Here is a 25,194-nt window from a genome sequence, read left to right as displayed (position 1 = left end):
GCCATATTCAGGTGTCACGATCCACCCATGACCGAGTTGCAAGCCATCCGAGAGGCGCTCTATCCCGAGGTCTCGAAAAAGCAGACCCGGTGCCAGCGCCGGGCAGAACGGACCCGTGCAAAGGCGCTGTCGCCCCTGCGAATCCTGTTGTTGCTGGCCAGCCTGCCGGTGATCGCGGGATCGACGGCCCTTGGCGTCTACATTCGTACCAGCCCCTATCCGCCCGAACTGGCCTTGCGCCATATCGCTGCGCTGGCCGGATGCGAATTCGCGGCCCTCGCGGGCCTGCCAGAGGCCCGGCGCGGCGAACCTGGCTATCACCTGCGTAACGACGCGGATCTGGACGGTGTCGCCTGCGGCACCACGCTGGCCGCGGCCAGCATGGAGGCTCAGGTTCCTGTGCAGCACGCGCCCGGACAGGCGAAATTTGTCCGACCCTGAACGCTCAGGCTACCCGGCGCCCCTGCGACCAGACCGATTGCAACGCTGGCACCCCTTCGCGCATGCGGAACCGGATCAGATCGGCGCGTAGCCCCGGCGCGATCTCGCCCCTATCATTCAAGCCGACTGCACGCGCCGGTGCCCGCGTCACCGTGGCCAGGCCGCGCGCCATGTCGCCCCAGCACTCTCCCAGACGCAGCGCCGACAGCAACAGGGCCGATGGCACATAGTCAGAACTGAGAATGTCGAGCAGGCCGCGTTCGGCCAGATCCGACGCGGCCACATTGCCGGAATGCGATCCCCCCCGGATCAGGTTAGGCGCCCCCATGATCACCTTTATCCCATGTGCATGGCAGGCCTCGGCCGCCTCGATCGTGGTGGGAAACTCGGCCAGCCGGATGCCGTGACCGGCCGAGACCGCCACCTGTTCGGGTGTGGTGTCGTCATGGCTTGCCAACACAGAACCCAGTCGCCCGGCGGCCTTGACCGTCTCGGCCTCGTGCCGGTCGCCATTGCGGTCGCGCAGAATTTTCAGATGGCTGACATGTTGCAGGAACGTGTCGTCGTCCATCGCGTTCTTGCCCTTCATATAGGCTTCGAGCTTGGCCATGTCGCGGAACTGCCGCTGGCCCGGCGTGTGATCCATCAGCGAGACGAGACCGACCCGGTCTTCAGGCGTGAACTCGTCCAACTCCTCGGCCAGGGTTTCCGAGCAGATCTCTGCCCGCAGATGCAGGAAATGGCTGATCTTCAGCGCCTCCGCCTCGCGCAGTTGCCACAGCTCGCGCGACAGGCTGCGCGCGTATTTCAGGTAACGCCCAGCGCCCGAGGGGATCGAGCCCACCCGCATCGCATCGAACACCGTGGTGATGCCGGTACCTGCCAGTTCCGCGTCATGCGCCAGAATGGCGGCGGCATGTGGCCAGTCGACCTTGGGGCGCGGCTGGATATGGCGCTCCAGATTGTCGGTATGCAATTCCACCAGCCCCGGCGCCAGCATATCGCCGCCGCAATCAATGGCGCCTGCGGGCACGCGCGCGCCCTGGTCGATCTCGATGATGGTTCCATTCACCACCCGCAGACTGCCGGTCACGGTCTCGCTGGGCAGAACCAGCGTGGCATTGGCAAGGATCATTTCATCTGTCATCTGAACTTCATCTGGTTGGGGCATGGGTGAAGGCCACGACATAGGAGGCCAATGTGACATTCCTGCGATACGCGATCTATTTCCTGCCAGCTGCGTCCGAGGCCTGGACGTGGTTCGGTGCCGCATGGCTGGGTTGGGATGTCGAAACCGGGCAGGAACTGGCGCACCCCGAGGGTACCGGTCTGGATGTGGCCGCTTTGACCGCGACGCCACGCAAATACGGGCTGCATGCCACGATGAAACCGCCCTTTCGCCTGGCTGAGGGGCAGGATGCCGATGCGCTGCACCGGGCCTGCGCCGCGCTGGCCGCCCGCCGCCCGGCGGTGGTGCTGGAGGGGCTGGAGATCGCCCGGCTCGGCCGGTTCCTGGCGCTGCGCCCGGTGGGGGAGCTGAGCGCGCTGAACGCGCTGGCGGCGGCCTGTGTCACCGAGTTGGACCGCTTTCGCGCGCCCACCACGCCGCAGGAGCTGGAGCGCCGCCGCGCCGCCCGGCTCAGCCCGGCGCAGGACGCGCATCTGACCAGCTGGGGTTATCCTTACGTGCTCGACCAGTTCCGTTTTCACATCACCCTGACCGGACGGCTGGACGAGGACGCGCTGGCGCGGGTGCAGGCGCTGTTGCAGGACCGGCTCGGCCCCTTGCTGCCCGCGCCTTTCACGCTCACCGATCTGGCCCTGGTGGGAGAGGCCAGCGATGGCCGGTTTCACCTGATCCATCGCTACGCGCTTTCCCGCTGAAGATGGGCCAGAACCGCCTCGACCGTGTGCTCGAGCGGGCCTGAATTGTCGATCATGATGACCCGGCGCAGCCCCTCGGGCAGGGCCATGTCGGCACGCCCCAGCCGCCGCGCCTGATCGGCCGCATCCTCGCGCCCGCGCGCAGCCAGCCGCGCCGCCAGCACCTCGGGCCGGGCCGTTAGGGACAGCACGGCAAAGGGTTGGAACACCTCCTGCCCGCGCAAGAGCACGCCGCGCGACAGGTTGACCAGCAGCGCTTTTGCGCCCGCGCGTTCCGTATCCGTGGGCATTGGGATGCCATAGCTCAGCCCATGCGCCTGCCAGAAAAGGGCAAAACCGCCCGCCGCACGCATCGCCTCGAATTCCTGCGGTGAGACGCCGGTAAACGGCTCGCCACCCGCCTCTTCCGGCCGGGTGATCACCCGCCGGATCAGGCGCAATCCCGGGTCACGCGCGGCAAGCGCAGCCATGACGCTGTCCTTGCCCACGCCCGACGGGCCGACAACCGCGATCACCGGCACAGGATTCATGCCGCCACCCCCGGAGTAAAGCCCGAGACATCGACCACCCGGTCGCAAACCCGCGCCCGCGCCTCGACATCATGAAAGATGCCGACGATGGCCGCGCCCCGCGCCTTGGCCTCCTCGATCAATTCGAGCACCACGGCGCAGTTTTCGGCATCGAGGCTTGCGGTCGGCTCGTCCAGCAACAGCGCCGGATAGGCATGGGTAAAGCCGCGCGCGATGTTCACCCTCTGCTGCTCGCCGCCGGAAAAGGTGGTGGGGCTCAGCGACCAGAGCCGTTCGGGAATGTTGAGCCGCCTGAGCAGCGCCTCGGCCCGCGCCCGCGCCGTGTCGGGCTCCACGCCCAGCGCCAGAAGCGGTTCGGCCACCACCTCGACCGTCGGCACCCTTGGCACCACCCGCAGGAACTGGCTGACATAACCCAGCACTTCGCGCCTCAATCCCAGGATCTCGCGCGGCTCGGCCCGCGCCACATCCAGCCCGCCCACGAGGACAAAGCCCGAGGCCGCCAGGTAATTGCCATAGATCACCCGCATCAGGGTGGACTTGCCCGCCCCCGACGCTCCGGTCAGCGCAACGCATTCGCCGGGCGCCACATGAAGCGAAGCGCCCTCCATCACCCGGATCACCGCGCCGCCCTGATTGTGCAGGGTGAAACTCTTGCTCACATCACGGATGTCGATCATCCCAAATCCCTTTCATTTCGCCCCAAATACTCCGGGGGAGCGCCGCAGGCGCGGGGGCAGCGCCCCCTCAGACCTGCAACACGCTCGACACCAGCAGTTGCGTATAGCCATGCTGCGGATCGTCCAGCACCTGATCGGTCAGACCGCTCTCGACCACGCGCCCGTCCTTCATCACCATCAGCCGGTCGGCCAACAGCCGCACCACCGCCAGGTCATGGGTGACGATGATGGCGCTCAGCCCCATCCGCCGCACCAGCCCGCGCAAGAGGTCGAGAAGCCGCGCCTGCACGCTCACGTCGAGCCCCCCCGTAGGTTCGTCCATGAACACCAGCCGCGGCCCGGTCACCAGGTTGCGCGCGATCTGCAAACGCTGCTGCATGCCGCCGGAAAAGGCCGAAGGCCGGTCGTCGATCCGTGCGCCGTCGATCTCGACGCGGTCCAGCCAGTCGAGCGCGGCCGCGCGGATACGGCCATAGTGCCGGTCGCCCACCGCCATCAGCCGTTCACCGATATTGCCGCCCGCCGAGACAGACATGCGCAGCCCGTCGCGGGCATGCTGATGAACAAAGGCCCAGTCGGTGCGCGACAACATCCGCCGCTCGGGTTCCGACATGGTGACCGTATCCACCGGCCCCATGTGCCGGGTATCAAAGATCACCTGCCCCGCGTCGGGCGCCAGATGCCCCGCAAGACAGTTCAGCAAGGTCGACTTTCCGGACCCGCTCTCACCCACGATCCCCATCACCTCGCCGGGATAGAGATCGAAACTCACATCCGCGCAACCGATCCGCGCGCCATAGCGCTTCTCGATCCCCGCGACCTGCAACAAAGGGCTCATCGCTCACCTCCCGCGCCCAGGATTTCTCCGAAATCCTGTCCAAAAAATTTCGTCGAAATTTTTTCCCCTGCTCCGACCGCACCGCTCATGCCACCTCCTCGCAGCGCGTGCGGCAGTAATCGGTGTCCGAACACACGAACATCCGCCCGCCCGCATCGTCCATGATCACCTCGTCCAGATAGCTGTCTTCTGAACCGCACAAGTCGCAAGCGTGCTCGGCCTTTGTCGCCTCGAACGGGTAGTCCTCGAAATCGAGGCTGACCACGCGGGTATAGGGCGGCACCGCATAGATGCGCTGCTCGCGCCCGGCGCCAAAGAGCTGGATCGCCGCCATCTCCATCTTGGGATTGTCGAATTTCGGGATTGGCGAGGGGTCCATCACATAGCGCTCGGCCACCCGCACCGGATAGGCATAGGCGGTCGAGATCGCGCCATGCTGGCTGATATCTTCGTAAAGCTTCACGTGCATCAGCCCGTATTCCTGAAGGCTGTGCATCTTGCGGGTCTCGGTCTCGCGCGGCTCCAGAAAGCGCAGCGGTTCGGGGATCGGCACCTGATAGACAAGGATCTGGTCCTCGGTCAGCTCAGCCTCGGGGATGCGGTGGCGGGTCTGGATTACCGTCGCTTCCTGCGTCGCTTCAGTCGTGGCCACTCCAGCCGTGCGTTCAAAGAACTTGCGGATCGACACCGCGTTGGTGGTGTCGTCAGCGCCCTGGTCGATCACCTTCAACCGGTCCTCGGGCGTCAGTGTCGCGGCCGAGACCTGCACGCCCCCGGTGCCCCACCCATAGGGCATCGGCATCTCACGGCTAGCAAAGGGCACCTGATATCCCGGTACAGCCAGCCCCTTGAGGATGGCGCGGCGAATCATCCGCTTGGTCTGTTCGTCGAGATAGGCGAAGTTGTAGTCAGACATTCAGGAACCCGCCTTCTGAAAGGAGACGCTTTGGAGGTCATTGTTTTCGCAGCGATATTGTTGCTTGTTACGATTCTGATCTGCTGGATAGATGCGGCATGGAGGAGACGGCGGCGCGACACCCTTCGCCAAGACGACAGCGGCGTTTGGATCTGGACCGGGCCTGACGGCCGCGAACACCGCTCGCATACCCATCCCGACGCCCCGGGCGGAGGTTGGCATTCGTCCGATTTCGGCGGGGATTCCTTTGGCGGCGGAGACAGTGGAGGCGATTGAGATCATTCCGCCGCCTCCCTATGCACGATGCGCTCTTCCGCCTCGCGGCGCAGTTTGCGGACCAGTTCCAGTTCTGACTGGAAATCGACGTAATGGGGCAGCTTGATATGCTCCAGGAACCCGGTCGCCTGGATGTTGTCGCAATGGCTCAGCACAAATTCCTCGTCCTGCGCAGGGGCGCCAAGATTGTCCTCGCCCAGTTCCTGCCAGCGCAGGGCGCGGTCGACCAGCGCCATGGAGATCGCCTTGCGCTCGGACTGACCGAACACCAGCCCATAGCCCCGGGTAAACTGCGGCGGCTCGGTCTTGGATCCCTTGAACTGGTTCACCGTCTCGCATTCGGTCAGCTCGATCTCGCCGATCTCGATGGCAAAGCCCAGTTCGGGGATCTCCATCTCGACCGCCACCCGCCCGATGCGCAGCTCGCCAACAAAGGCGTGGTTGCGCGCGTAACCGCGCTGGGTGGAATAGGCCATGCCGAGCACAAACCCCTCGTCGCCGCGCGCCAGCGATTGCAGGCGCAGGGCGCGATCGGCGGGAAATTCCAGCGGTTCGCGGGTCAGGTCGCGCGGCGCGGCCTCGCTCTCGGGTTCGGGCTGGATCAGCCCCTCCTGCCCCAGAAACTCGGTGATATGCGGCGTGGGTTCGCGGCGCGGGGGCGCGCTTGGCGCGGGCGGCACCGCGCCCTCGGCGGCCAGTTTGAAATCCAAGAGGCGATGGGTATAGTCGAAGGTCGGCCCCAGAACCTGCCCGCCCGGCGCGTCCTTGAACGTGGCCGAGATCCGCCGGTCGCAGGCCATCGCGCCGGTATCCACCGCCCGGCTTGCACCAAAGCGCGGCAGGGTGGTGCGATAGGCGCGGATCAGAAAGATCGCCTCGATCAGATCGCCACGCGCCTGCTTGATCGCCAGCGCGGCCAGATCGGGATCGTAAAGCGAGCCCTCGGCCATCACCCGGTTGACCGCAAGGCTCAATTGTTCGCGGATCTGGGCGAGGGAGAGTTCGGCGACCGCAGGATCGCCCCGCCGCTCCTCGGCCAGCCAGGCATGGGCGTTCTCGATGGCGCGCTCACCCCCTTTGACGGCAACATACATGGCCTAGCCCTCCGCGCCGATGGTGGTACTGCGCGGCAGGGCCGCAACCCGGTCGCCGCAGGTGAAGAAGAAATCGCAGCCCAGCGGGTAAAGCATCGCGTTGCCCTGCAACGCGCCCGCATCCGGCAGCGACAGGCGCGCCGTGTCGCGGATACCCGGCCCGCTGAGCACGGCTCCGGTGTTCTCCAGCCGGTCGCATTCGACGATCAACGTGGTCGAGCGGTCGGGATATTCCGGCGAGCCGATCCGGTATTGCGACAGCGGCATCAGGTCGGCCCAGCTGCCCAGCGCAAAATCGGCCTCTGCCGCATCGACCAGTGGCGCGCCGGTGTGAAAGCTCAGCCACTGGCGCACCGCGTCATTGTCCGCCGCCCCACCCAGGTGCACCCGCGTTTCCGGGTCGCAGAGCGTCAGCAACAATGTGCCCGCCGCAACCGAAAGCGGCGCGGGCGGCGCGGCACCCGCGATCCTGCGGATGTCACCGGGCCGCGCCATGGCGGTCATCGCGGCACGAAAGGCATGCGCCGCATCGACAGGCGCATCGCGGAAGCCACCGGCATAAAGGCTCGATCCGTCCATCAATCCTCTCCCCTGACCAGCGTGAAGAACTCGACCTTGGTGGCGGCGGCGCGGGCGGCGCGGGTTTCGGCGCGTTCGGCCATCTGGGCGGCCAGCGGCTCCAGCACGTGTGCGCGGATACGTTCGGCGGCCTCGGTCTGCATCAGCGCGTCGATCAGCGCCGCCGCCTCGGCCTTGGCCCGCGAGCGGCCCTGCACATAGGCGTGCCCCACCGTACCATCGCCCAGAGCCAGCGCGCAGCGGGTGACCGTCATTTCACCGAGGTTGAAGGGGGCGCCGGTGCCACCGGCGCGGCCCCGCACCATCACGCCTCCGGTCTCGGGCGCGCGCAGCCAGTCATAGGCGGGGCGCTCCTCGACCCGGTCCCAGAGCGCCATCAGCGCCGCCTCGGGCGCACGGGCCAAGAGGCCCATCCAACCCTGTCGCGCCGCCGTCTCTTTCTCTTGATCTGCCATAAAAGCCTCTTGGCCCGGTTGTCTACATTCACTATACAACTAGACAAATATTAGCGGACCAGTCCGCGACTCGCAATCCACCCAACGATGAAGTTTTGATGACATGAGCCGCAGCCCCGTCTGGAAGACCATCGCGTTGAGCCTGACCGAAGACATCGCCGAGGGGCGATATGGCGAAGGCGACCAGCTGCCGACCGAGGCGCAGCTGGCCGCGACCCATGGTGTCAACCGCCATACGGTGCGCCGGGCGCTGGCGGATCTGGCCGATCAGGGGCTGGTGCATGCGCGGCGCGGCGCCGGTGTCTTTGTCGCCGCCCGGCCCACCGATTACGCCATCGGCAAGCGGGTGCGGTTTCACAAGAACATCGCCGCCGGGGGCCGCATTCCGGGCAAGCGCATCCTGACCCTGCTGACCCGCGCCGCAGACGCGGCCGAGGCCGAGGCGCTGGGCCTGTCGCCCGGCGCGCAGGTGCATGTCTATGACGGGCTGTCGCTGGCCGACGGCCAGCCCATCGCCGTGTTCCAGAGCGTGTTTCCCGCCGCCCGCTTTCCCGGCCTGCCCGAGGCGCTGACCGAGACCCGATCCGTTACCGCCGCCCTGCAACGCATGGGGGTGGCGGATTTCACCCGGGCCCGGACCCGGCTCACCGCCCGGCCCGCCACCGCCACCCAGGCGCTGCACCTGCGTTTGAACGAGGGGGCGCCGCTGATGTTTTCTACCGGGATCAATGTCGATCCCGACGGGCAGCCTGTGGAGTACGGTCGCACCTGGTTTGCCGGCGACAGGGTGACATTGACCTTGGGCGCGGACTGAACCGCGCCTTGATCGGCATCAATGTACAGACAGAGGAACCATGGCTAGGCTACGCATATGAGCGATACGAACCCCACCGGGCTAGATGCCTATAAGCCCGCCGAAATTGCCCGACTGGTGGAAACCGCAGGTGTGGCCAAGGCCGGGCTAAGCGCCGCGCAGACGCTGACGCTGGCGGTGCTGGCGGGGGCCTTCATCGGCTTTGGCGGCGCGGCCTATACGATGGTGATGACCGGAGCGGATTCGGGCTTTGGCCCGGCGCGGTTTCTGGGCGGGGTGGTGTTCTCTCTGGGGCTGATCCTGGTCATCGTTGGCGGCGCCGAGCTGTTCACCGGTAACGCGCTGATGGTCATGGCTGCGGTGGACCGGCGGATCACGCTGGCCGCATTGTTGCGTAACTGGGGCCTGGTCTATCTGGGCAATCTACTGGGCGCGGTCGGGCTGGCGCTGGCTTTTGGCCTGACGGGCCTGCTGGACGGGCCGATGGGCGAGACCGCGCAGGCCATCGCGCGCGGCAAAGCGGCGCTGGACCCCGGCGCGGCCTTCATGCGCGGGGTTCTGTGCAATGCGCTGGTCTGCCTCGCGGTCTGGCTGACCTTTGCCGCGCGCACGGCGGCGGGCAAGATCTTAGCCATTCTCTGGCCTATCTCGGGGTTCGTGCTGCTGGGATTGGAACACTCGGTGGCCAATATGTACCTGATCCCGCAAGGCATGCTGGCAGGGGCCGAGGTGACGTCCGGCGCGGCGCTGTCGAACCTGCTCTGGGTCACACTGGGCAATATCCTGGGCGGGGCGGGCGGCGTAGCGCTGGCCTATCGCTTTGCCTATCTGCGCCAGAGCCCATCATGACCGACCCCTATCTGTCCGCCGATACTGCGGCCCGCGCCCAGGCCCGCGCCCTGATCGACGCCGCGCGGCACGCCGCGCTGGCGGTGCTGCAATCGGGCGACCTGACCCCCTCGGTCAGCCGCATTGCGCTGGCCACCGATCCGCAAGGCATGCCCGTCTCGCTGATCTCATCCCTTGCCGCCCATACCGCCGCTTTGGAGGCGACCCCGGCCTGTGCCCTGCTGATCGGAGAGCCGGGCCTCAAGGGTGAACCGCTGACCCATCCGCGTCTGACCCTGCATTGCACCGCGCGACAGGTCTTACGCGGCACATCCGAGCACGATACCTTGCGGGCCCGCTATCTGGCCCTGAGACCCAAAGCGGGGCTTTATGCCGATTTCGGTGATTTCCGCTTTGTCCGCTTCATCGTCACCGATGGCCTGCTGAACGCGGGTTTCGGCAGAGCGGTGCAGCTGAGCGCCAAGGATCTCGCGGCCTAGGCCCGCTTGCGCGCAGGCTCCTCGGCGAAACGCAGCGACACGCCCTGTCCCGTGGCGCTGCCACGCAGAAACAGGTCAGGGTCGGCGACCTGCGGATAGGTCTCGACCCAATCGCGAAACCGATCGTTGGTCACGATCCGTGCACCCAGTTCTTCGGCCTGTTCGATCAGCAGCGGGTCCGCAGGCGTACCCTTGGGCGCCACATTGATATAAGACGCCGGATAGCGCAGCGCCCGCGACAATTCGTGCGGCCCCATATATTGCGATCCGACGAGGTACCCCACATTGGCATCAAACCACAAAAGCGGGGTCCAGCCATTGCGTACCAACCCTTCGACACATTGGCGCACCGTGTGCAGGCTGGGGGTTTCGTCCCGCCAATAAAGCACGTTCGACCCGTCGATGACGATCCAGACCGGCGCTCTGCGCAGCCTCTGACGCAGCACCAGAACCAAGCCGATGACAACGCCCAGCGCCGCCGCCAGCATGAGCGGCGTCAGGATCGGACCAAAGGTCAGCAAGGACCAGCCCAGCAAAAGCAGCGAACCGGCGAGAACTGCGAGAGAGACAATCATTGGGTGAATGTATCACCCAATGATTCTCGCTAAACAAGAGTAATTCGACGCATCGACCGCCTGATCAACGCACAACATGTACCGCGCATTGCGCGTGGCGCACAACCTGGGTCGCGGTGGACCCCAACAGCAGATCCTGCATGCCGGGGCGGTGCGAAGAGATGATGATCAGGTCGGGATTGTTCGCCTCGGCCCAATCCAGGATCGAGCGCCCCGAATGCCCCTCGACCAGAACACCGGTGGCGTTGGGAAGCTGGGCGGCCAGCGCATCGAGCTCCTTTTTCAGCGCCTTGCGCGCCTCGGCCAGGTAATCGGTCGGCATGTACGAGATCGCATAGGCCGGAATATGTTCGACCACATGCAGCAGGGTGACCCGCGCTTCAGGTGTGGCCAGAAGTTTGGCCAGTTTCAGCGGACCGGATACGTCGCGTTCGGCATCGAACGAGATCGGAACAAGGATGTTGTGATACATGTGTCGCGCCTCCGTTTGGGAATAGCGACAGAATGCCCCGGCTAGCCCGAACGAACCTTGATCCAGATCAGGACAGCTTTCAGTCGCTGTCGAAGGTCTCGGCCACCTCGTACATCACCGGCTCGAAGCTTTTGCACATCTCGTTGATGCGACGATTGCGCTCGCGCATTTCGGGCGTGCGCAGCATGGCCAGAAAATCCTCGCGCCGCTGCCATTGCGAATAGTTGGCGATACGGGTCTGCGCATCGTTCACATGCAGGCCGGCCGCGACGAACCCGGGCTGTTTCGAGATGAAATCGGCATAGGCCTCGGTCAGCGCCTCTAGCAGGTCCTGACAGGTACCGGGCGTCATCTCAAAGGTGGTGATAACGGTCTGAACAGGGGCAGCTTTGACGATCTTGGGCATGGGGTTTCTCCTGCGAATGCAGGGCCAGCCTAGCACAGGTCTTGGGTTCTCATAACCCCAGAGCGGCCTCGATTTCCCGCATTAAACCAGTTACTTCGCCATGAGCCGGACCCTTGGGCGCCTCCAGCGCGGCGCGACCATGCCCCAGTGTTTCGGCATAGGTTACACGGTTTGCCAGTGCCGATTTCGCCAGTTCGGCCTTCAGCTCTTGCGCCTTGGTCGCCACATCCTGCGCCAGTCGCGTACCGGGGCGATTGCGGGTCATCACCATCAGCGCCGGCTTGTCCTCGCGCTCGGCCAGGTAGAGCACCATTTCCACCGCCCAAAGGTCAAGATGCGAGGTCGCGACCGGGATCAGCACCAGATCCGCCTGGCGCAACGCCGGACGCAGGTCGCTATCGGCCTTGGGTGGCGTGTCGATGATGACGATGTCATGGTCTTTGGCCAGCTTGCGCACCTCATAGCTGACGCCCCAGGCCGAAGCGGTCGAGAATTCCAGCCCTGGATCGCCTCCCGCTTCGAGCCGCGCCATGAACCAGCGCCCGGCTGACCCTTGCGGATCGGTATCCATCAACGCAACCCGCCTGCCCGCGCGGGCAAAGGCAACGGCCAGGTTCACCGCCAGCGTGGTCTTGCCCGACCCACCTTTTTGCTGTGCGACCGTGATGACATGTCCCATGCGGCGACTCCTTATGCTGCATCGCAGCATAACACCGCACCCTGTGTACACAACGGCAAAAGCCTGACTCTCCTGCGGCACATCCGCCCTAACCAATCGTTAACCAATCCCGGCAAGGCTGGCATCGGAGGGTGCGGAATGGGCCGCTTGCTGATTGCCGTTTGGATCTGCATTGTTGCCGCCAGCCCGGCGGCAGCGGGCGCATGGCTGCGCGAAAAGGGGCACGGGTTCACCTCGGTCTCGGCAACGCTATTCCGGTTTCAGGGTCTCACCGACTACAAAACCGCGGTCTATGCCGAATGGGGCTTGGCCAAGCGCCTGACCATGGGCATCGATATCAATGAACAGCCCGGCGTGACCGGACATGCCCTGGTCTTTGCGCGCTATCCGATCCGGGACATGGGCTCCAAGGGCCGGTTCGCCGCTGAACTGGGCTTTGGAGCGCATCACTGGCTAGGCGACTGGGCGCCGATGAGCAAGCTCACACTCTCCTATGGCAAGGGGCTTGAGACACGCTGGGGCAATGGCTGGCTTGCGCTTGACACAGCTTGGGAAAGACGGAGCGGCACCGAAACCGACATCTACAAGCTCGACCTGACCGCAGGCCTGTCTACCGCGCGGCGTATCGACCCGATGTTGCAGGTCGAAACCGCCTATGTGCCGGGCCATCCGCTGTTCTGGACCGTGACGCCCTCGCTTTTGATCGAGGGCGGCAAGGGAAAGACGTGGGTCCTGGGCCTTGAACGCAAATCCGACCTGACCGGAAGCCTCAACATCAAGTTCAGCCTCTGGCGCGAGTTCTGACTGGAAAAGGGGCCGCAACCGCGGCCCCAATGCTCCCCGCCCGATTGGATTACTTGTCGGCCCGGACCGTTACGAAAACGGTCCCTGAGACGGATTCGCTCCAGCGCAGACGAAGCTGATCCTGATTGGTCCCCTGCTGCACCTGTGCATAAGGGGCCAGATAGGCCACCGCCCCGCCCGAGTCCCGCAGTGGCCCCTGCGGTACTACCGCATCGACACCGCGCGTTTCGGCACCGAAAGGCAAAGTCGCATCGGTGTTGATCAGCCAGTTGTCCGATGCGCTGGTCTGATCCACCTCGAGCCGCAACGGGTTGGCACTGCGCGTGCTGACACCGTGATAGGTGTTCCCCTGATAGATCAGGTCCCGCGTGCGGTCGAAATTGAGCCCCGAGAAGCTGGTATCGACCCGCTCCGCCCGATCGATATAGCCGTTGATCGACCGGAACTTGTTGCCGGTCACCGTCATGCCGTTGATGAAATGACCCACCCCATGTGGCTTGATCACGATATAGCTGAACCATGGCGCCACCTCGCCCGACAAAAAGATGTTGTCGGTGATGCTCATCGCACTGAACGAGAACCCCCCGGTAAAATCCGGGTTTGGATCCTGTTCGTTGGTCCATTCCAGACTGCAATTATCGACATAATTCTCGGCGAAGGTGGCGCTGGAATAGGTCCCGATCAGCACGATCCCTGCCGTGCGCGGACCATTGGCAACAGCATCACCCTGGAAGAAATGATTGCCCAGGATCATGTGGTTCTGCCCGGCCATGACGCCAAAGTGCCGGAACCGAGTTGCTCGGCAATGGCGCAGCTTCACGTCATTGGCATTGGTGTTGAACCCGATACTGCTGCGGTCTGGCACGTTGAGCGCCTCCTCCGCCGACAGGAACTGGCATCCGTCGATCAACATGCCCTGACAGCCGCCGCCGATCGAGGTGATGCCACGATCCTTGGGCCGGCTGACAAAACAGTCATACAGCGCAAAGGTCGAGCCGAACGGTGCCAACCGAATTCCGCTGCAATGGGTGTTACACTGGAACTCGATGTTCTGCATGTTGAACTTCGACAGCGAGCTGAAGCCGCTGAAATCCAGCATGTACTTGAAGCTGTGAAAGGTGAACACTTGGGTGCCCGCCGCGTCGTAGAGTGGGGCGTTCAACGTGATCTCGCCCGCGCCCACGTTCTTTGAGCGCACATAGATTTCGCGCCCGACACCCGCGCCGGTAACCAGAGACCCCACCGGGATGTTTGCGACATTCGTGACGTTGCTCAGCTTGCGTGCGTCATTGGGATCATAGGTTGCCTGCGACGTATAAGTATCCGTATCCCATGCGGGACCAGAGACAGCGACCAGCTGACCATTGCGGATGACCCGGCGGGTGGAAAAACTGGTCCGGTTCGGAACCGCCGCCTGCATGTCGATTGGCGCGGTAACCGACACGTTGCGCCCGCCCATGTCCAGCGATTCGTGGTCCGAACCGTTCAGCAGCGCCTGAAACGCCTTTCGAAACGCGGTTTCCTCGTCCCCAAAGGCTTCGATATAGGTGGGAAGATCGAAGCTCTTGGTCAGCAGCAGCATCTTGTCGACGGGCATGGTGACTGTGCCCTCGAATTCGATCTCCGACGTCAGGCTGACCGTCTGGCCAAGGAAATACGTGCCGGCGGGCACGAACACTCGGCGGCCTCCGGCCGCGGAATCGGCGGCCTCGAACGCAGCCGAATCGTCTGTGACGCCATCGCCCACCGCACCATAGTCGCGCACGTCGACCTGGCTCAGCATATCGCGCAGAAATGCGCCGGTGATGTCCGTGATCTCGATATCGTCGATCCGGACGATGCCCCCGTTCGACCCTTCGAGGTCAAGGCCGAAATGGCCATACAGCGCCGAGGCGCCCCAGACCATGTCAACGCCGCCACGATTGCCCGAGCCGACGATCCCCGTCACCTCGACCACGTCGCCATAGGTCGTCAGCGTCGTCGACGGCCCCTGCTCCGTCACCCCGCCGACATGAGCGCCGCCCGCGCCGCCGGCCCATCCGGCCACCCGGACGCTGGGCAGATTGCCGCTGATCGCCTTGATCCGCACCTTGATCTGAAGGTAGCAGCCGGGCTGCAACAGTGTTTGCCCCATATATCGCAACTTCTGGACCGAAGCTGTCTTTTGCAGTTCCAGGCAGCCGCCGAAATCGGCATCCGCGGGAACAAAAGCTGCATTGGGCGCACCGTCGTAGGTATCCGATCCCGGTGTGCCGTCGCCACTCGACCACGCGTTCAACCCCTGTTGAAAGGCGGGGGGCATAAAGTTGATGCCGTCGGTGATTGCCTTGTTCATCCAAATCCCTTTCCCAATCGCGCCGCAGGCAAGCTGCTCGGGCGCTTTGATGTGACGGGTCCGGGCCGCACCCGAACGCGCCAAATGGGTAGGACAAAGGGATTAATCCCGGCTCATGGCATCGTGACGGTGATGTTGCCTCAGACCGAGGGGCGCGGCATTTCCAGAAGCTGCACCGCGTTGATCTTCCAGCCACTTTCCAGATTAACCATCTGGTAGGCAAGCAAGTGCGCCCGCCCCTGTGCATCGGTCACCTGCACCAGTTTCCAAAGCGCGCCTTCGCGCTGCTGCAAGTCCAGATAACGAATTTTGGCCGGTCGCCAGACCATAGGATAGCCGTTGCGGACCATAGCACCAAAATTCTCGGGCGTTCTGAAGATGTCGCGAATCGTCGGGCTGGCATAGGTAAATGCAGTGACAAGATCGTCTGCCAGAAAGGCCTCGAACTGGCTGCCGATCACGGTCTCGATCTCGTCGCTCTGGGCCTGAACCGGTCCCGCCAGACCGGCACAACAAACAAGCATGAACAGAAATTGACGCATAATGTGTCTCCTCGTTCCCTGAGGAGTTATACGCGGCGCAAAGCCCCCCGGATCAGTCCAGATCACTCCAAGGCCAAGGCTTCACGTTGCTCGCCGCAGTCTGAAACCGCGCCGCCTTGGCGATCCAAATGCCCAGGTCTGTGCCAAAATCCGCCAGCCGCTCGTTTGGCTGGCTTTTGCTGACGGCCATGATGATGAATTGCACCACCGTCACAACCGCCAGAATGGTCTGCGCCAGGTTGATCATGATCGCAATCAGGATCATGTGCAGCAATCGCCACCACAGGCTGTCCGGCTCTTTCGGCTCGGGCCGCTCTCCATGCATCCGGCCCTGAAACTGGTCTTCATCCGGTATCGCCATGCCATCCTCCATGCCTCTGGCCTGCACAGATTAGCATAGTTGGCAGCGCCCGCCAGCAGGCGGCGCCGCCAACCCGGCAAGAACTCCGCAATGAGCGGTCTTTAGGCCAGCTCGCCCGCCAGCGCCTTGTCGATCAGCGCGATGGTCTCGGGGATGCCATAAAGCGCGATGAACCCGCCAAACCGCGGCCCCTGCGACGCGCCCAGAAGCACCTCGTAAAGCGCCCCGAACCAGGCGCGCAGCGGGTCGAACCGATCGCGGCCCACCGCATAGACGATGGATTGCAGCGCCTCGTCCTCGACCGGCCCGTCATAGGCTGCCAATTGCGCGCGCAGCTCCACCAGCGCCTCGCGCTCGGCCTCGGTCGGCGCCCGGTAGACCCGCGTCGGCTTGACGAAGTCGTTGAAGTAACGCACCGCGAACCCGGCCGCCTGATCCAGATCGGGATGGCTCTCGGCGCTGGCCTCGGGCGAATAGCGACGGATAAAGCCCCACAGCGTCTCCTTGTCCTCGGCCCCCGACACGCTGGCCAGGTTCAACAGCATTCCAAATGGTACGATCAGGGTAGAGGCAGGAACATCGCCACCATGGATATGCCAGACCGGGTTGTTCAGCTGCGCCGCCAGTTCCTGAGTCGGATAGGCGCGCAATTGCTGGTGATACTCGTCCACCGCCTTGGGGATCACGTCGAAATACATCCGCTTGGCGGTCTTCGGCTTCTGGTACATGAAATAGGCAAGGCTTTCCGAGCTGGCATAGGTCAGCCATTCGTCGATGCTTACCCCGTTGCCGCTCGATTTGGAAATCTTCTGCCCGTTCTCGTCCAGAAACAGCTCATAGGTGAAATGCTCGGGCGCAGGCACGCCCAGCACCCGGCAGATGCCGTCATAAATCGGCGTATTGGTCGAGTGATCCTTGCCGTACATCTCGAAATCGACACCCAGCGCCGCCCAGCGCGCGCCGAAATCGGGCTTCCATTGCAGCTTCACGTTGCCGCCTGTCACTGGCAGCGTCCATTCGCGCCCGTCCTCGTCGTCAAAGGTGATGGTGCCGTCCTTGGCGTTCACCTCTTTCATTGGCACGTACAGAACCCGCCCCGTCTCCGGGTGGATCGGCAGGAAAATCGAATAGGTCTGCTGCCGTTCCTCGCGCAGCGACTTCAGCATGATCTTCATGATGTCGTCATAGCGTTCCGCGGCGCGCAGCAGGATCTCGTCGAACTGGCCCGACTTGTAGAACTCGGTCGCCGAATAGAACTCGTACTCGAAGCCAAAGGTATCCAAGAACCGCCGCAGCATCGCATTGTTGTGATGGCCAAAGCTTTCGTATTCGCCAAACGGATCGGGCACCGAGGTCAGCGGCTTTTGCAGATGCTCGCGCAACATCTCCTGGTTCGGCACGTTGCCCGGCACCTTGCGCATCCCGTCCAGATCGTCCGAGAAACAGATCAGCCGGGTCGGAATATCGCTGATCTCCTGAAACGCGCGGCGGATCATCGTGGTGCGCGCCACCTCGCCGAACGTGCCGATATGCGGCAGGCCCGAGGGACCATAGCCGGTCTCGAACAGCACATACCCCTTCTCCGGCGGCGCCTTCTCATAGCGTTTGAGCACCCGCCGCGCTTCTTCAAAGGGCCAGGCCTTGGACGCAAGTGCGAGTTCACGCGAGTCGGACATGTCAATCTCCATCGGGGAAGGAAGGGCGCCCCATGCGCCCGGCCCGGCTGTCCTATTGTGCCAGTGCAGCATGAGTCAATAAATGCTGGCTCCAAACCGCGCTATTTGTGACTTTTTTCGATGATCCAATCGAGGATACCAAGAACATGCGGCGCGGCGGCCAAACCCTCTCGCGCAGCGATGAAATACCCGCGCGCGGATACCGCCTCGGGACCCTCCAGCCGGACCAGCGCACCGGCCTCTAGGAACCGATCCAGCACCCCGTCCCAGCACAGGCAAACCCCCTGCCCCGCCAACGCCGCATTGACGAGCATCGCGTAAGAACTGAAATCCAGAACCCGGGCCTTGTGCGGCATCGGCACCCCGACCGCGCGAAACCAGCTTGGCCAGTCATGCCACTGACTGCGCGCCGATTCCATGGTCAACAGCGTCATGCGGGTGAAATCGTAGCTGTCGCCATTCATCTCGCGCCGATCCAGATAGAGTGGACTGGCGGCCGGAAACACGCCCTCGCCCAGGAGTCGCGTCTCTCCGCCGCCCTCGGCCAGCCCGAACCGGATTGCGATGTCTCCTGGCCGGGCGGCCTCGCCATACTCCTGGCTTATAATTCTAATCGTAACGTCCTCAAAGGCGGCCTCCAGATCTCCCAGTTGCGGGATCAGCCAGAACGCGACAAAGCCTGACGGCGCGGTTACCGTCACCACCTTGCCCTGTGCCGACTGTCTGATTTGTGCCACCGTGGCCTCGATCTGGCCAAACCCGCCTTGCAGCGCCCGCAGCAGATCCCTGCCCGCCTGGGTCATTCGCACCGGTTTGTGGCTACGATCGAACAGCGGACTTCCCAAATCTGCCTCCAACATGGCAATCCGGCGTGAAACGGCGGGCTGTGAGACGTTCAATTCCGCCGCCGCGGCCGTTAGTGTTCCGCGTCGTGCAGCCGCGTAAAAAGCCGTCAGTCCCGAGAAGCTTGGCAAGCGATCCATATCATAACCTCAGCGTATAATATGATGCAGTTTTACGCGATTGCGCGTGACCGGCAAGCACGACTATCAGGGCGCAAAGGGAAGGAGCCCATCATGACCGACATGCTCGACAGTTTCGCCGCCGATCTGACCGCAGCCACTCCGCTGCACCAGCCCGGCAACCTGCCGCATCCGCCGCATGCCATTCATGCCGATCATGTCCCGCTGTCGGGCGGTACCGACCCCACCTTTGGCGAAGTGCGCTGGCGGACCCTGATCAATGGCACGCCCACCGCGCCGCGCGACATGGTACTGGGCATTGCCGAATTCGGCCCGGGGCACCAATTGCGCCCGCATCGCCACACGCCACCAGAGTTTTACCTTGGTCTCGAGGGCTCGGGCACCGTCACCATCGACGGCGTGCCGCATGAAATCCGCGCGGGCGTTGCACTCTATATCCCCGGCGACGCCGAGCATGGCACAGTTGCCGGCCCCGAAGGTCTGCGCTTTGCCTATGGCTTTGCCTCGGCCAGCTTCGAGGCGATCGAGTATCGCTTTACCGCCAGCGCCTGATAGCCGCAAAGACATGAGGTGTGCGGGGTGTTGAACCCCCCGCGCGCCGCCCCTATCCTGCCGCCAGCGAAACTCTCTGGCAGGACAAATCATGACCGAGCAACCGACTCACCCGATGACCCCACAGGATTGCCTGGTCGCGATCATGATGGCGATTTCCGCCTCGGACGAAAACATCCGCACCGCCGAACTGGTCAAAATCCAGTCGGCGGTGAACATGCTGCCGGTTTTTGCCGACTACGACATTGACCGAATGAAACAGGTCAGCCAGGTGGTGTTCGATCTGTTCGAACAAGAGGATGGTCTGGACGCTCTCTTTGGTCTGGTCCGTGACAACCTGCCGGAACGTCTGTTTGAAACCGCCTATGCGCTGGCCTGCGACGTCGCTGCCGCCGACGGCACCCTCGCTGAAACCGAACTGCGGCTGCTCGAAGAAATCCGCTACGAGCTCAATATCGACCGGCTACATGCCGCCGCCATCGAACGCGGCGCCCGCGCCCGTCACGTGGTCTGAGACCTAATCGCGAGGAAAGCCCGCAAGAGCTTGACGAACGGCCCAGCACCTCAACTGCCGTAGATCGCGCCCCAACGCTCGATCAGCGCTTGCTGAAGCTTCTTCGACCGCGCATTCCAGCCGCGCGCGCCCTCCGGGCGCTCGCGGTCTTCTGGCGGAATTGCAGCGCGCCGGTCGGTATCCGCGGTCAGGATCGCAAAGGCCAGCACCGTACCATCCGCTCCGGTCATGAACCCGCCCAGCCCCGAGACGAAATTCAGCGTCCCGGTCTTGGCCGCCACCTTGATCGGATGCCCCTTCAACACGCGACCCTTTGGATCGCGCATCGGGATATCCTTCAACAAGTGCGGCAACCGCCCAGTCTTGCCCGCCTGCACCAGAACCGCAACCAGATCCCGTGCCGTCATCCGCGACGCATCGCCCAGCCCAGAATGATCGACCAGACGCGAGCCGCGCAGGCCATAGCGCTCTGCCGCCCAGACCGTCATCTCCTCAGCCGAGGCACGCAACGTGGCCGGGCGCTTGCCCCGTGCAACGGTTGCCGCCAACCCAACCATCTCGGCGGTGAGATTGGTGGAGTATTTCAGCATGTCTCGCAGAATTTCTTCCAGCGGCGCACTGTCGTGATGAACCAGCATTCGTGCGCTCGCGGGCAATGACCTGACGACCTCGACCCGCCCCAGGACAATACCGTTCGACCGCGCCAGCGTCTGGAAAACGTCCCCGGCATAGAGCGCCGGCTTGCGCACCGGCAGCCACCGCGAACCGTCCTGGCCCAGCGCCTGGCTCGCCACCGTCCAGCTGTCGATCCGCTGGCGCTGCTCATAGGTATAGATCGGCAGCGCCCGGTTCACCACTTTCATCTCGGCCATCGCAACCACGGGTCTGATCTTGCTGCTGCGGGCGTCCATGCTGACGTTCCAGCCCTTGCCAGCCCGCTTCCACTCGAAATGCACGCGGTTGAAATTCAGCGCGATGCCTGACACCGAGGGGCTATAACCCACATGCTCGGGCTGTTCCGGATCGATGCTGTAAACCTCGGGCAGGGCGCCGTCATAGACCTTGAAAGCACCGCGCACCTCGCGCAATCCGCTCTCCTTCAGTGCTCGTGCCAGCGCGGCGAGCGCATCGGTATCGAGTGTTGGATCGCCCCCGCCCGCGAGGATCAGATCGCCCTTGAGAACCCCGTTCTCGACCGGCCCATCAGCCAGAACCCGCGTCCGGAACCGGTGAGAGGGTCCGAGTGTCTCCAGGGCATAGAGCGCGGTCAGCGCCTTGGCGACACTTGCCGGCGGCAGGGCCAGTCCCGGCTCGACCGTTTCCAACTCCAGCCCCGTCTCCGCATCGGCAACGGCAAAGGCGACGCGCCCGGACAGACCCGAACCCGACAACACCGCTTCGGGACCGGCAAGCGCCTGCGCGTCCTTGGGTCTGAGCGGTGGGCGCAGCGACAATGCGGGGGCTTCGGCATAGGCCGCGGAATGGCTCAGCGCCGCGCCAAGCCCCGCCAGGAATACACGTCTGGAAATCACTTCAACCATGCCGCAATAAAAACCCAGTGACCCGCGCCGCACAAGCGGTGGTTTCGCATTTCGCCCCCGCTTTCATCATGTTACGGCGCGGGCATGGGCCGCGCCATCGGAATCATGTTCATCGCCATGTCGCTGATCCCCGCGGGGGACCTGGCTGGCAAGTTGCTGACCGGGACTTATGGGGCGGCGCCAATCTATGTGGCCTGGTCCCGCTTTACGCTGGGGTTGTTGCTTCTGGTGCCTTTCGTGCCGACCTCCGCATGGCGTCTGCTCGCCAATTGGCGCATCTGGTTTCGGGCGATGCTGCTTGCCGGTGGCATCCTGTCGATACAATCCGCCCTGAGGACCGAGCCTCTGGCCAATGTCTTTGCCGCCTTCTTTGTCGGACCGATCCTCAGCTATGCCCTCTCGGCCCTGCTGTTGCGAGAGCCTGTCACCATACTGCGCAGCGCGCTGATGCTGCTTGGGTTCGGGGGCGTGCTGCTGGTTGTCCGCCCGGGGTTTGGCGGCTCGCCCGGTCTGTTGCTGGCGCTGCTGGCGGGGTGTTTCTATGGCGGTTTCCTGACCGCGTCGCGCTGGCTCAGCCCGCTGGGCTCGCCACTCGCGCTCAGCCTCACGCAATTGGCGATTGCCGGACTGGTGCTGATGCCCTTTGGCCTCGCCGCCCTGCCCGCCTTCACACCGCAGGTGGCGGGGTTAACACTGGCCAGCGCACTGGGCTCGATGCTGGGCAACCTGCTCTTGCTTGTGGCCTATGCCCATGCACCGGCAACCCGGCTTGCGCCGCTGGTCTATTTCCAGCTTCTTGCCGCGACCGGTTTGGGCTGGGCAGTGTTCGGCGATCTGCCCGATCTGTGGACATGGGCCGGGCTGTCACTGGTCCTGGGCGCTGGTCTCGCCTCGGCCCTGCTGCGCCGCTGACCAGCCCCCCGCTGCCCGGATCCGGGTCGAGCTGACATCGACCATCGGCACATTCACGAAACACCAGGCCGGAGCCTGCGACCGACCCAGCAGGTGCCGCGCCTGCCCGTCGATGCGATAGGGAGCATAGGCCCGCGCCGCCGGTGACATCCGGGCCGAGATCCGATCCCCCGGCCGCGCCAGCACACCGACCGGCACCGATTCCATGATCTGACGCCAGTCCTGCCAACGGTGCAGTTGCGCCAGGTTATCAGCGCCCATCAACCAGACAAACCGCACCCGCGGATAAATCCGCCTGAGCGCCGCAATCGTGTCTGCCGTCGCCCGCGTGCCCAGATGGGTCTCGATATCGGTGACATCCACGCGGGGATGCTGCATCATCACTCGGGCCGCTTCCATACGCCGGTCCAGCGGCGCCGGCCCTTGTGTCTTGAGCGGGTTGCCCGGGGTCACCAGCCACCAGATCCGATCCAACCCGAACATCTTCAGCGCCTCGCGCGTCACATGTACATGCCCCGCATGCGGCGGATCAAACGATCCGCCGAACAGCCCGATCACCTGTCCGGGCCGCGCATATGGAAAACCCTGCCTCATGAACGTCTTGCTTGGCGCCTGCGCAGCGCCTTGTCAATCGGCGGGCCGCACCGGATCGCCCAACTTGATCAACCCCGGCTCCAGCACTTCGGCACACCAGCCGCCATGCCCGCGCACCGCCGAATAGCCGCCGGTGCCGAATGTCTCTTCCATCCGCGAACAGGGCGCACAGATCACCGTCAGGCGCAGAACCGCACCGCCTACCTGCACCGCACGATCCTTGAGTGCCGCCAGGTTGATCCCCTCGACCACGATGTTGCGCCGCAGATCCAAGGGCGACACTGCCCCGCGCCCCAGATAGGCGCCGATGGCACCCAGATGTTCGCCCTGCACCAGCGTCACCGCCCGCTTGCCGGGCCGCCCGTGATCGCCCGCCAGACCGTCAAGCCCGACCAGACCCTCGTCAACCGCGACCAGCGCCGCGCGCCGCTCGGGCCTGAGCCCGATCCAGCCGACCCGCCCCGGCTGCGCCCAGCCATCTTTCAACTTCGTCAAACCTATCATCGCTTTCCCCGAAACCGCGCGCTTTATGCTGCACGGGGCCCAGGTCGGATACAATGCACAGCTGCGTCATCTTCGGTCACGCCAGTGATTGCCCCCACCCGCGCCATTCGCTATCACACCGGCCAACCCGACTTTCCCCGACCCAGAGGACACGACATGGCCGCCTATCAATATGTCTACCACATGCAGGGTGTTTCCAAGACCTACCCCGGTGGCAAGAAATGCTTCGAGAACATTCACCTGAGCTTCCTGCCCGGGGTCAAGATCGGTGTGGTCGGCGTCAACGGCGCCGGTAAATCCACCCTGATGAAGATCATGGCCGGCCTCGACAAGGATTTCACCGGCGAGGCCTGGGCCGCCGAGGGCGCAAAGGTCGGATACCTCCCGCAAGAACCGCATCTCGACCCGAACCTGACCGTGCGCGAGAACGTCATGCTGGGGGTCAAGGCCAAGAAGGACATCCTCGACCGCTACAACGAGTTGGCGATGAATTACAGCGACGAGACCGCCGATGAAATGGCCAGCCTGCAAGACCAGATCGACGCCGAGAACCTGTGGGATCTCGACAGCCAGATCGACGTCTCGATGGAGGCGCTGCGCTGCCCGCCTGACGATGCCAATGTCGAAACCCTCTCGGGCGGGGAACGCCGCAGGGTGGCGCTGTGCAAGCTCCTGCTCGAAGCGCCCGACATGCTGCTGCTCGACGAACCGACCAACCACCTGGACGCCGAAACCATCGCCTGGCTTCAACAGCACCTGATCGATTACAAGGGCACGATCCTGATCGTCACCCACGACCGCTACTTCCTGGATGACATCACCGGCTGGATCCTCGAACTGGACCGAGGCCGCGGCATCCCCTACGAGGGCAACTATTCCGCCTGGCTGGAGCAGAAGGCCAAGCGCCTGGAACAGGAAGCGCGCGAGGACAAGGCCAAGCAAAAAACGCTGGAACGCGAACTGGAATGGATGCGGCAGGGCCAAAAGGCGCGTCAGGCCAAGTCCAAGGCCCGTATCCAGGCCTATAACGAGATGGCCAGCCAGTCCGAGCGGGAAAAGGTCGGTCGCGCCCAAATCGTCATCCCCAACGGCCCGCGCTTGGGATCGAAGGTGATCGAGGTCAACGGCCTGTCGAAGCATATGGGTGACAAGCAGCTGATCGAGGGGCTCGACTTCTCGCTGCCCCCCGGCGGCATCGTCGGCGTCATCGGCCCCAACGGCGCCGGTAAGTCGACGCTGTTCAAGATGATCACCGGGCAGGAAACCCCCGACGCCGGCACCATCGAGATCGGCGACACGGTCAAGCTCTCCTATGTCGACCAGTCGCGCGATGACCTAAAGGACGGCGATACCGTCTGGGAGGCGATCACCGGCGGCGCCGAGATCATCCAGCTGGGCGATGCGCAGGTGAACAGCCGCGCCTATTGCTCGTCCTTCAACTTCAAGGGCGGCGACCAGCAGAAAAAAGTCTCGCTCTTGTCGGGCGGCGAACGCAACCGCGTGCACATGGCGCGGCTCTTGAAAGAGGGCGGAAACGTCATCCTGCTCGACGAACCGACTAACGACCTGGATGTGGAAACCCTGCGCGCGCTCGAAGACGCGCTGGTCGATTTCGCCGGCTGTGCCGTGGTCATTTCCCACGACCGCTTCTTCCTCGACCGTATCTGCACCCATATCCTGGCGTTCGAAGGCGACGCCCATGTGGAATGGTTCGAAGGCAACTTCGAGGATTACGAAGAGGACAAGAAGCGCCGCCTGGGCCCGGACGCCCTGGAACCCAAGCGGCTGAAGCACAAGAAGTTCGTGCGGTGAGACATACCAAGATCGTCAAACGACCGAAGCCCAACAAGCACATATCAGACACGCAGATTCTGCTTTGAACTGAGTAACAACAGCATTATCTTCTGAG

Annotated in this window: 30 protein-coding genes; 10 read left to right on the top strand and 20 right to left on the bottom strand. The window is 63.9% G+C overall.

Annotation, left to right across the window (positions count from 1 at the left end; genetic code table 11):
- The first annotated feature begins 27 nt into the window (after positions 1–27).
- Positions 28–441 carry an excalibur calcium-binding domain-containing protein gene (locus AC2FNA_RS07970; RefSeq protein WP_496825478.1) on the top strand — a complete coding sequence of 138 codons (414 nt, stop codon included), beginning with the start codon at positions 28–30 and terminating at the stop codon, positions 439–441.
- 4 nt (positions 442–445) lie between these two features.
- Here AC2FNA_RS07970 and AC2FNA_RS07965 read toward each other — a convergent pair whose 3' ends face one another.
- Positions 446–1,588, bottom strand: a complete 1,143-nt coding sequence (locus tag AC2FNA_RS07965) for an alpha-D-ribose 1-methylphosphonate 5-triphosphate diphosphatase (protein ID WP_496825477.1) — start codon at positions 1,586–1,588, stop codon at positions 446–448.
- Between the two features lie 53 nt (positions 1,589–1,641).
- Here AC2FNA_RS07965 and AC2FNA_RS07960 point away from each other — a divergent pair, with 53 nt between their 5' ends.
- A complete protein-coding gene (locus AC2FNA_RS07960; protein ID WP_496825476.1) occupies positions 1,642–2,325 on the top strand; it encodes a DUF1045 domain-containing protein in 684 nt (227 codons plus the stop codon).
- Here AC2FNA_RS07960 and phnN read toward each other — a convergent pair.
- The 7 genes from phnN to phnG all read right to left on the bottom strand — a co-directional run bounded on the left by phnN (position 2,307) and on the right by phnG (position 7,693).
- Positions 2,307–2,855 (bottom strand): phosphonate metabolism protein/1,5-bisphosphokinase (PRPP-forming) PhnN, encoded by a 549-nt coding sequence (gene phnN / locus AC2FNA_RS07955; protein WP_496825475.1) that lies wholly within the window; start codon positions 2,853–2,855, stop codon positions 2,307–2,309. The genes AC2FNA_RS07960 and phnN overlap by 19 nt on opposite strands.
- Positions 2,852–3,535 carry a phosphonate C-P lyase system protein PhnL gene (gene phnL / locus AC2FNA_RS07950; RefSeq protein WP_496825474.1) on the bottom strand — a complete coding sequence of 228 codons (684 nt, stop codon included), beginning with the start codon at positions 3,533–3,535 and terminating at the stop codon, positions 2,852–2,854. The genes phnN and phnL overlap by 4 nt, the downstream gene beginning before the upstream one ends.
- Positions 3,536–3,602: 67 nt before the next feature.
- Positions 3,603–4,373, bottom strand: coding sequence for a phosphonate C-P lyase system protein PhnK (gene phnK, locus AC2FNA_RS07945; RefSeq protein WP_496825473.1), 771 nt, complete (start codon positions 4,371–4,373; stop codon positions 3,603–3,605).
- An 85-nt stretch (positions 4,374–4,458) separates the two neighbouring features.
- Positions 4,459–5,289 (bottom strand): alpha-D-ribose 1-methylphosphonate 5-phosphate C-P-lyase PhnJ, encoded by an 831-nt coding sequence (locus tag AC2FNA_RS07940; protein ID WP_496825472.1) that lies wholly within the window; start codon positions 5,287–5,289, stop codon positions 4,459–4,461.
- Between the two features lie 278 nt (positions 5,290–5,567).
- Positions 5,568–6,659, bottom strand: a complete 1,092-nt coding sequence (locus tag AC2FNA_RS07935) for a carbon-phosphorus lyase complex subunit (RefSeq protein WP_496825471.1) — start codon at positions 6,657–6,659, stop codon at positions 5,568–5,570.
- Positions 6,660–6,662: 3 nt separating this feature from the next.
- Positions 6,663–7,238, bottom strand: coding sequence for a phosphonate C-P lyase system protein PhnH (gene phnH, locus AC2FNA_RS07930; RefSeq protein ID WP_496825470.1), 576 nt, complete (start codon positions 7,236–7,238; stop codon positions 6,663–6,665).
- Complete coding sequence (gene phnG / locus AC2FNA_RS07925) at positions 7,238–7,693, bottom strand: phosphonate C-P lyase system protein PhnG (protein ID WP_496825469.1); 456 nt, start codon at positions 7,691–7,693, stop codon at positions 7,238–7,240. Before phnG ends, phnH begins: the two co-directional genes overlap by 1 nt.
- A gap of 103 nt (positions 7,694–7,796) precedes the next feature.
- Between phnG and phnF the strand changes: the two genes are divergently transcribed.
- Genes phnF through AC2FNA_RS07910 form a run of 3 tightly spaced genes read left to right on the top strand, consistent with a single transcriptional unit; the run spans position 7,797 to position 9,835 of the window.
- Positions 7,797–8,507 carry a phosphonate metabolism transcriptional regulator PhnF gene (gene phnF / locus AC2FNA_RS07920; protein ID WP_496825468.1) on the top strand — a complete coding sequence of 237 codons (711 nt, stop codon included), beginning with the start codon at positions 7,797–7,799 and terminating at the stop codon, positions 8,505–8,507.
- A 57-nt stretch (positions 8,508–8,564) separates the two neighbouring features.
- Positions 8,565–9,356, top strand: coding sequence for a formate/nitrite transporter family protein (locus tag AC2FNA_RS07915; protein WP_496825467.1), 792 nt, complete (start codon positions 8,565–8,567; stop codon positions 9,354–9,356).
- Positions 9,353–9,835 (top strand): HugZ family pyridoxamine 5'-phosphate oxidase, encoded by a 483-nt coding sequence (locus AC2FNA_RS07910; RefSeq protein WP_496825466.1) that lies wholly within the window; start codon positions 9,353–9,355, stop codon positions 9,833–9,835. The genes AC2FNA_RS07915 and AC2FNA_RS07910 overlap by 4 nt, the downstream gene beginning before the upstream one ends.
- Here AC2FNA_RS07910 and AC2FNA_RS07905 read toward each other — a convergent pair.
- The 4 genes from AC2FNA_RS07905 to parA form a co-directional block, all read right to left on the bottom strand.
- Positions 9,832–10,410 carry an NYN domain-containing protein gene (locus AC2FNA_RS07905; protein ID WP_496825465.1) on the bottom strand — a complete coding sequence of 193 codons (579 nt, stop codon included), beginning with the start codon at positions 10,408–10,410 and terminating at the stop codon, positions 9,832–9,834. The two genes, AC2FNA_RS07910 and AC2FNA_RS07905, sit on opposite strands and share 4 nt — an antisense overlap.
- Positions 10,411–10,474: 64 nt before the next feature.
- Positions 10,475–10,882 carry a universal stress protein gene (locus AC2FNA_RS07900; protein WP_234142685.1) on the bottom strand — a complete coding sequence of 136 codons (408 nt, stop codon included), beginning with the start codon at positions 10,880–10,882 and terminating at the stop codon, positions 10,475–10,477.
- Positions 10,883–10,961: 79 nt separating this feature from the next.
- Complete coding sequence (locus AC2FNA_RS07895; protein ID WP_234137351.1) at positions 10,962–11,288, bottom strand: antibiotic biosynthesis monooxygenase family protein; 327 nt, start codon at positions 11,286–11,288, stop codon at positions 10,962–10,964.
- A 49-nt stretch (positions 11,289–11,337) separates the two neighbouring features.
- Positions 11,338–11,967 carry a ParA family partition ATPase gene (gene parA / locus AC2FNA_RS07890; RefSeq protein ID WP_496825464.1) on the bottom strand — a complete coding sequence of 210 codons (630 nt, stop codon included), beginning with the start codon at positions 11,965–11,967 and terminating at the stop codon, positions 11,338–11,340.
- A 138-nt stretch (positions 11,968–12,105) separates the two neighbouring features.
- Between parA and AC2FNA_RS07885 the strand changes: the two genes are divergently transcribed.
- Positions 12,106–12,771 (top strand): hypothetical protein, encoded by a 666-nt coding sequence (locus AC2FNA_RS07885; RefSeq protein ID WP_496825463.1) that lies wholly within the window; start codon positions 12,106–12,108, stop codon positions 12,769–12,771.
- A 49-nt stretch (positions 12,772–12,820) separates the two neighbouring features.
- On the opposite strand, the gene AC2FNA_RS07880 is transcribed toward AC2FNA_RS07885, so the two are convergent.
- The 5 genes from AC2FNA_RS07880 to AC2FNA_RS07860 form a co-directional block, all read right to left on the bottom strand.
- Positions 12,821–15,106 carry a glycosyl hydrolase family 28-related protein gene (locus AC2FNA_RS07880; RefSeq protein ID WP_496825462.1) on the bottom strand — a complete coding sequence of 762 codons (2,286 nt, stop codon included), beginning with the start codon at positions 15,104–15,106 and terminating at the stop codon, positions 12,821–12,823.
- A gap of 140 nt (positions 15,107–15,246) precedes the next feature.
- Positions 15,247–15,648 (bottom strand): DUF4864 domain-containing protein, encoded by a 402-nt coding sequence (locus AC2FNA_RS07875; RefSeq protein ID WP_496825461.1) that lies wholly within the window; start codon positions 15,646–15,648, stop codon positions 15,247–15,249.
- Positions 15,649–15,700: 52 nt separating this feature from the next.
- Entirely contained in the window at positions 15,701–16,009 is a 309-nt protein-coding gene (locus AC2FNA_RS07870) for a DUF4389 domain-containing protein (protein ID WP_234142675.1), read from the bottom strand.
- Between the two features lie 101 nt (positions 16,010–16,110).
- Positions 16,111–17,685 (bottom strand): lysine--tRNA ligase, encoded by a 1,575-nt coding sequence (locus AC2FNA_RS07865; RefSeq protein WP_496825460.1) that lies wholly within the window; start codon positions 17,683–17,685, stop codon positions 16,111–16,113.
- Between the two features lie 101 nt (positions 17,686–17,786).
- Positions 17,787–18,668, bottom strand: a complete 882-nt coding sequence (locus tag AC2FNA_RS07860) for a LysR family transcriptional regulator (RefSeq protein ID WP_496825459.1) — start codon at positions 18,666–18,668, stop codon at positions 17,787–17,789.
- Positions 18,669–18,761: 93 nt separating this feature from the next.
- Here AC2FNA_RS07860 and AC2FNA_RS07855 point away from each other — a divergent pair, with 93 nt between their 5' ends.
- Together AC2FNA_RS07855 and AC2FNA_RS07850 are read left to right on the top strand one after the other, a co-directional pair.
- On the top strand, positions 18,762–19,220 hold the full coding sequence (locus AC2FNA_RS07855; RefSeq protein ID WP_496825458.1) for a cupin domain-containing protein: 459 nt from the start codon (positions 18,762–18,764) through the stop codon (positions 19,218–19,220).
- A 91-nt stretch (positions 19,221–19,311) separates the two neighbouring features.
- Entirely contained in the window at positions 19,312–19,734 is a 423-nt protein-coding gene (locus tag AC2FNA_RS07850; RefSeq protein WP_234137342.1) for a tellurite resistance TerB family protein, read from the top strand.
- Between the two features lie 50 nt (positions 19,735–19,784).
- Here the strand turns inward: AC2FNA_RS07850 and dacB are convergent, their stop codons facing one another.
- Positions 19,785–21,275 carry a D-alanyl-D-alanine carboxypeptidase/D-alanyl-D-alanine endopeptidase gene (gene dacB, locus AC2FNA_RS07845; RefSeq protein WP_496825457.1) on the bottom strand — a complete coding sequence of 497 codons (1,491 nt, stop codon included), beginning with the start codon at positions 21,273–21,275 and terminating at the stop codon, positions 19,785–19,787.
- 84 nt (positions 21,276–21,359) lie between these two features.
- Between dacB and AC2FNA_RS07840 the strand changes: the two genes are divergently transcribed.
- On the top strand, positions 21,360–22,187 hold the full coding sequence (locus tag AC2FNA_RS07840; RefSeq protein ID WP_496825456.1) for a DMT family transporter: 828 nt from the start codon (positions 21,360–21,362) through the stop codon (positions 22,185–22,187).
- Here AC2FNA_RS07840 and AC2FNA_RS07835 read toward each other — a convergent pair.
- The gene (locus tag AC2FNA_RS07835; protein ID WP_496825455.1) at positions 22,140–22,781 is read right to left on the bottom strand and encodes a nicotinate-nucleotide adenylyltransferase; all 642 of its coding nucleotides are present in this window, start codon (positions 22,779–22,781) and stop codon (positions 22,140–22,142) included. The two genes, AC2FNA_RS07840 and AC2FNA_RS07835, sit on opposite strands and share 48 nt — an antisense overlap.
- Before the next feature lie 33 nt (positions 22,782–22,814).
- Entirely contained in the window at positions 22,815–23,285 is a 471-nt protein-coding gene (locus AC2FNA_RS07830; protein ID WP_496825454.1) for an MOSC domain-containing protein, read from the bottom strand.
- A gap of 156 nt (positions 23,286–23,441) precedes the next feature.
- Between AC2FNA_RS07830 and ettA the strand changes: the two genes are divergently transcribed.
- Positions 23,442–25,097, top strand: coding sequence for an energy-dependent translational throttle protein EttA (gene ettA, locus AC2FNA_RS07825; RefSeq protein WP_496825453.1), 1,656 nt, complete (start codon positions 23,442–23,444; stop codon positions 25,095–25,097).
- Positions 25,098–25,194: the final 97 nt, after the last annotated feature.

The organism is Ruegeria sp. YKSD163, assembly GCF_059612905.1.
Note: the sequence above shows the minus strand (reverse complement) of the source record. Positions and strands in the feature narration are given on the sequence as shown.

Coding starts and splice junctions, on each gene's coding strand:
- AC2FNA_RS07970 (WP_496825478.1), top strand. CDS start 28: ATGACCGAGTTGCAAGCCATCCGAGAGGCGCTCTATCCCGAGGTCTCG.
- AC2FNA_RS07965 (WP_496825477.1), bottom strand. CDS start 1,588: ATGACAGATGAAATGATCCTTGCCAATGCCACGCTGGTTCTGCCCAGC.
- phnN (WP_496825475.1), bottom strand. CDS start 2,855: ATGAATCCTGTGCCGGTGATCGCGGTTGTCGGCCCGTCGGGCGTGGGC.
- phnL (WP_496825474.1), bottom strand. CDS start 3,535: ATGATCGACATCCGTGATGTGAGCAAGAGTTTCACCCTGCACAATCAG.
- phnK (WP_496825473.1), bottom strand. CDS start 4,373: ATGAGCCCTTTGTTGCAGGTCGCGGGGATCGAGAAGCGCTATGGCGCG.
- AC2FNA_RS07940 (WP_496825472.1), bottom strand. CDS start 5,289: ATGTCTGACTACAACTTCGCCTATCTCGACGAACAGACCAAGCGGATG.
- AC2FNA_RS07935 (WP_496825471.1), bottom strand. CDS start 6,659: ATGTATGTTGCCGTCAAAGGGGGTGAGCGCGCCATCGAGAACGCCCAT.
- phnH (WP_496825470.1), bottom strand. CDS start 7,238: ATGGACGGATCGAGCCTTTATGCCGGTGGCTTCCGCGATGCGCCTGTC.
- phnG (WP_496825469.1), bottom strand. CDS start 7,693: ATGGCAGATCAAGAGAAAGAGACGGCGGCGCGACAGGGTTGGATGGGC.
- phnF (WP_496825468.1), top strand. CDS start 7,797: ATGAGCCGCAGCCCCGTCTGGAAGACCATCGCGTTGAGCCTGACCGAA.
- AC2FNA_RS07915 (WP_496825467.1), top strand. CDS start 8,565: ATGAGCGATACGAACCCCACCGGGCTAGATGCCTATAAGCCCGCCGAA.
- AC2FNA_RS07910 (WP_496825466.1), top strand. CDS start 9,353: ATGACCGACCCCTATCTGTCCGCCGATACTGCGGCCCGCGCCCAGGCC.
- AC2FNA_RS07905 (WP_496825465.1), bottom strand. CDS start 10,410: ATGATTGTCTCTCTCGCAGTTCTCGCCGGTTCGCTGCTTTTGCTGGGC.
- AC2FNA_RS07900 (WP_234142685.1), bottom strand. CDS start 10,882: ATGTATCACAACATCCTTGTTCCGATCTCGTTCGATGCCGAACGCGAC.
- AC2FNA_RS07895 (WP_234137351.1), bottom strand. CDS start 11,288: ATGCCCAAGATCGTCAAAGCTGCCCCTGTTCAGACCGTTATCACCACC.
- parA (WP_496825464.1), bottom strand. CDS start 11,967: ATGGGACATGTCATCACGGTCGCACAGCAAAAAGGTGGGTCGGGCAAG.
- AC2FNA_RS07885 (WP_496825463.1), top strand. CDS start 12,106: ATGGGCCGCTTGCTGATTGCCGTTTGGATCTGCATTGTTGCCGCCAGC.
- AC2FNA_RS07880 (WP_496825462.1), bottom strand. CDS start 15,106: ATGAACAAGGCAATCACCGACGGCATCAACTTTATGCCCCCCGCCTTT.
- AC2FNA_RS07875 (WP_496825461.1), bottom strand. CDS start 15,648: ATGCGTCAATTTCTGTTCATGCTTGTTTGTTGTGCCGGTCTGGCGGGA.
- AC2FNA_RS07870 (WP_234142675.1), bottom strand. CDS start 16,009: ATGGCGATACCGGATGAAGACCAGTTTCAGGGCCGGATGCATGGAGAG.
- AC2FNA_RS07865 (WP_496825460.1), bottom strand. CDS start 17,685: ATGTCCGACTCGCGTGAACTCGCACTTGCGTCCAAGGCCTGGCCCTTT.
- AC2FNA_RS07860 (WP_496825459.1), bottom strand. CDS start 18,668: ATGGATCGCTTGCCAAGCTTCTCGGGACTGACGGCTTTTTACGCGGCT.
- AC2FNA_RS07855 (WP_496825458.1), top strand. CDS start 18,762: ATGACCGACATGCTCGACAGTTTCGCCGCCGATCTGACCGCAGCCACT.
- AC2FNA_RS07850 (WP_234137342.1), top strand. CDS start 19,312: ATGACCGAGCAACCGACTCACCCGATGACCCCACAGGATTGCCTGGTC.
- dacB (WP_496825457.1), bottom strand. CDS start 21,275: ATGGTTGAAGTGATTTCCAGACGTGTATTCCTGGCGGGGCTTGGCGCG.
- AC2FNA_RS07840 (WP_496825456.1), top strand. CDS start 21,360: ATGGGCCGCGCCATCGGAATCATGTTCATCGCCATGTCGCTGATCCCC.
- AC2FNA_RS07835 (WP_496825455.1), bottom strand. CDS start 22,781: ATGAGGCAGGGTTTTCCATATGCGCGGCCCGGACAGGTGATCGGGCTG.
- AC2FNA_RS07830 (WP_496825454.1), bottom strand. CDS start 23,285: ATGATAGGTTTGACGAAGTTGAAAGATGGCTGGGCGCAGCCGGGGCGG.
- ettA (WP_496825453.1), top strand. CDS start 23,442: ATGGCCGCCTATCAATATGTCTACCACATGCAGGGTGTTTCCAAGACC.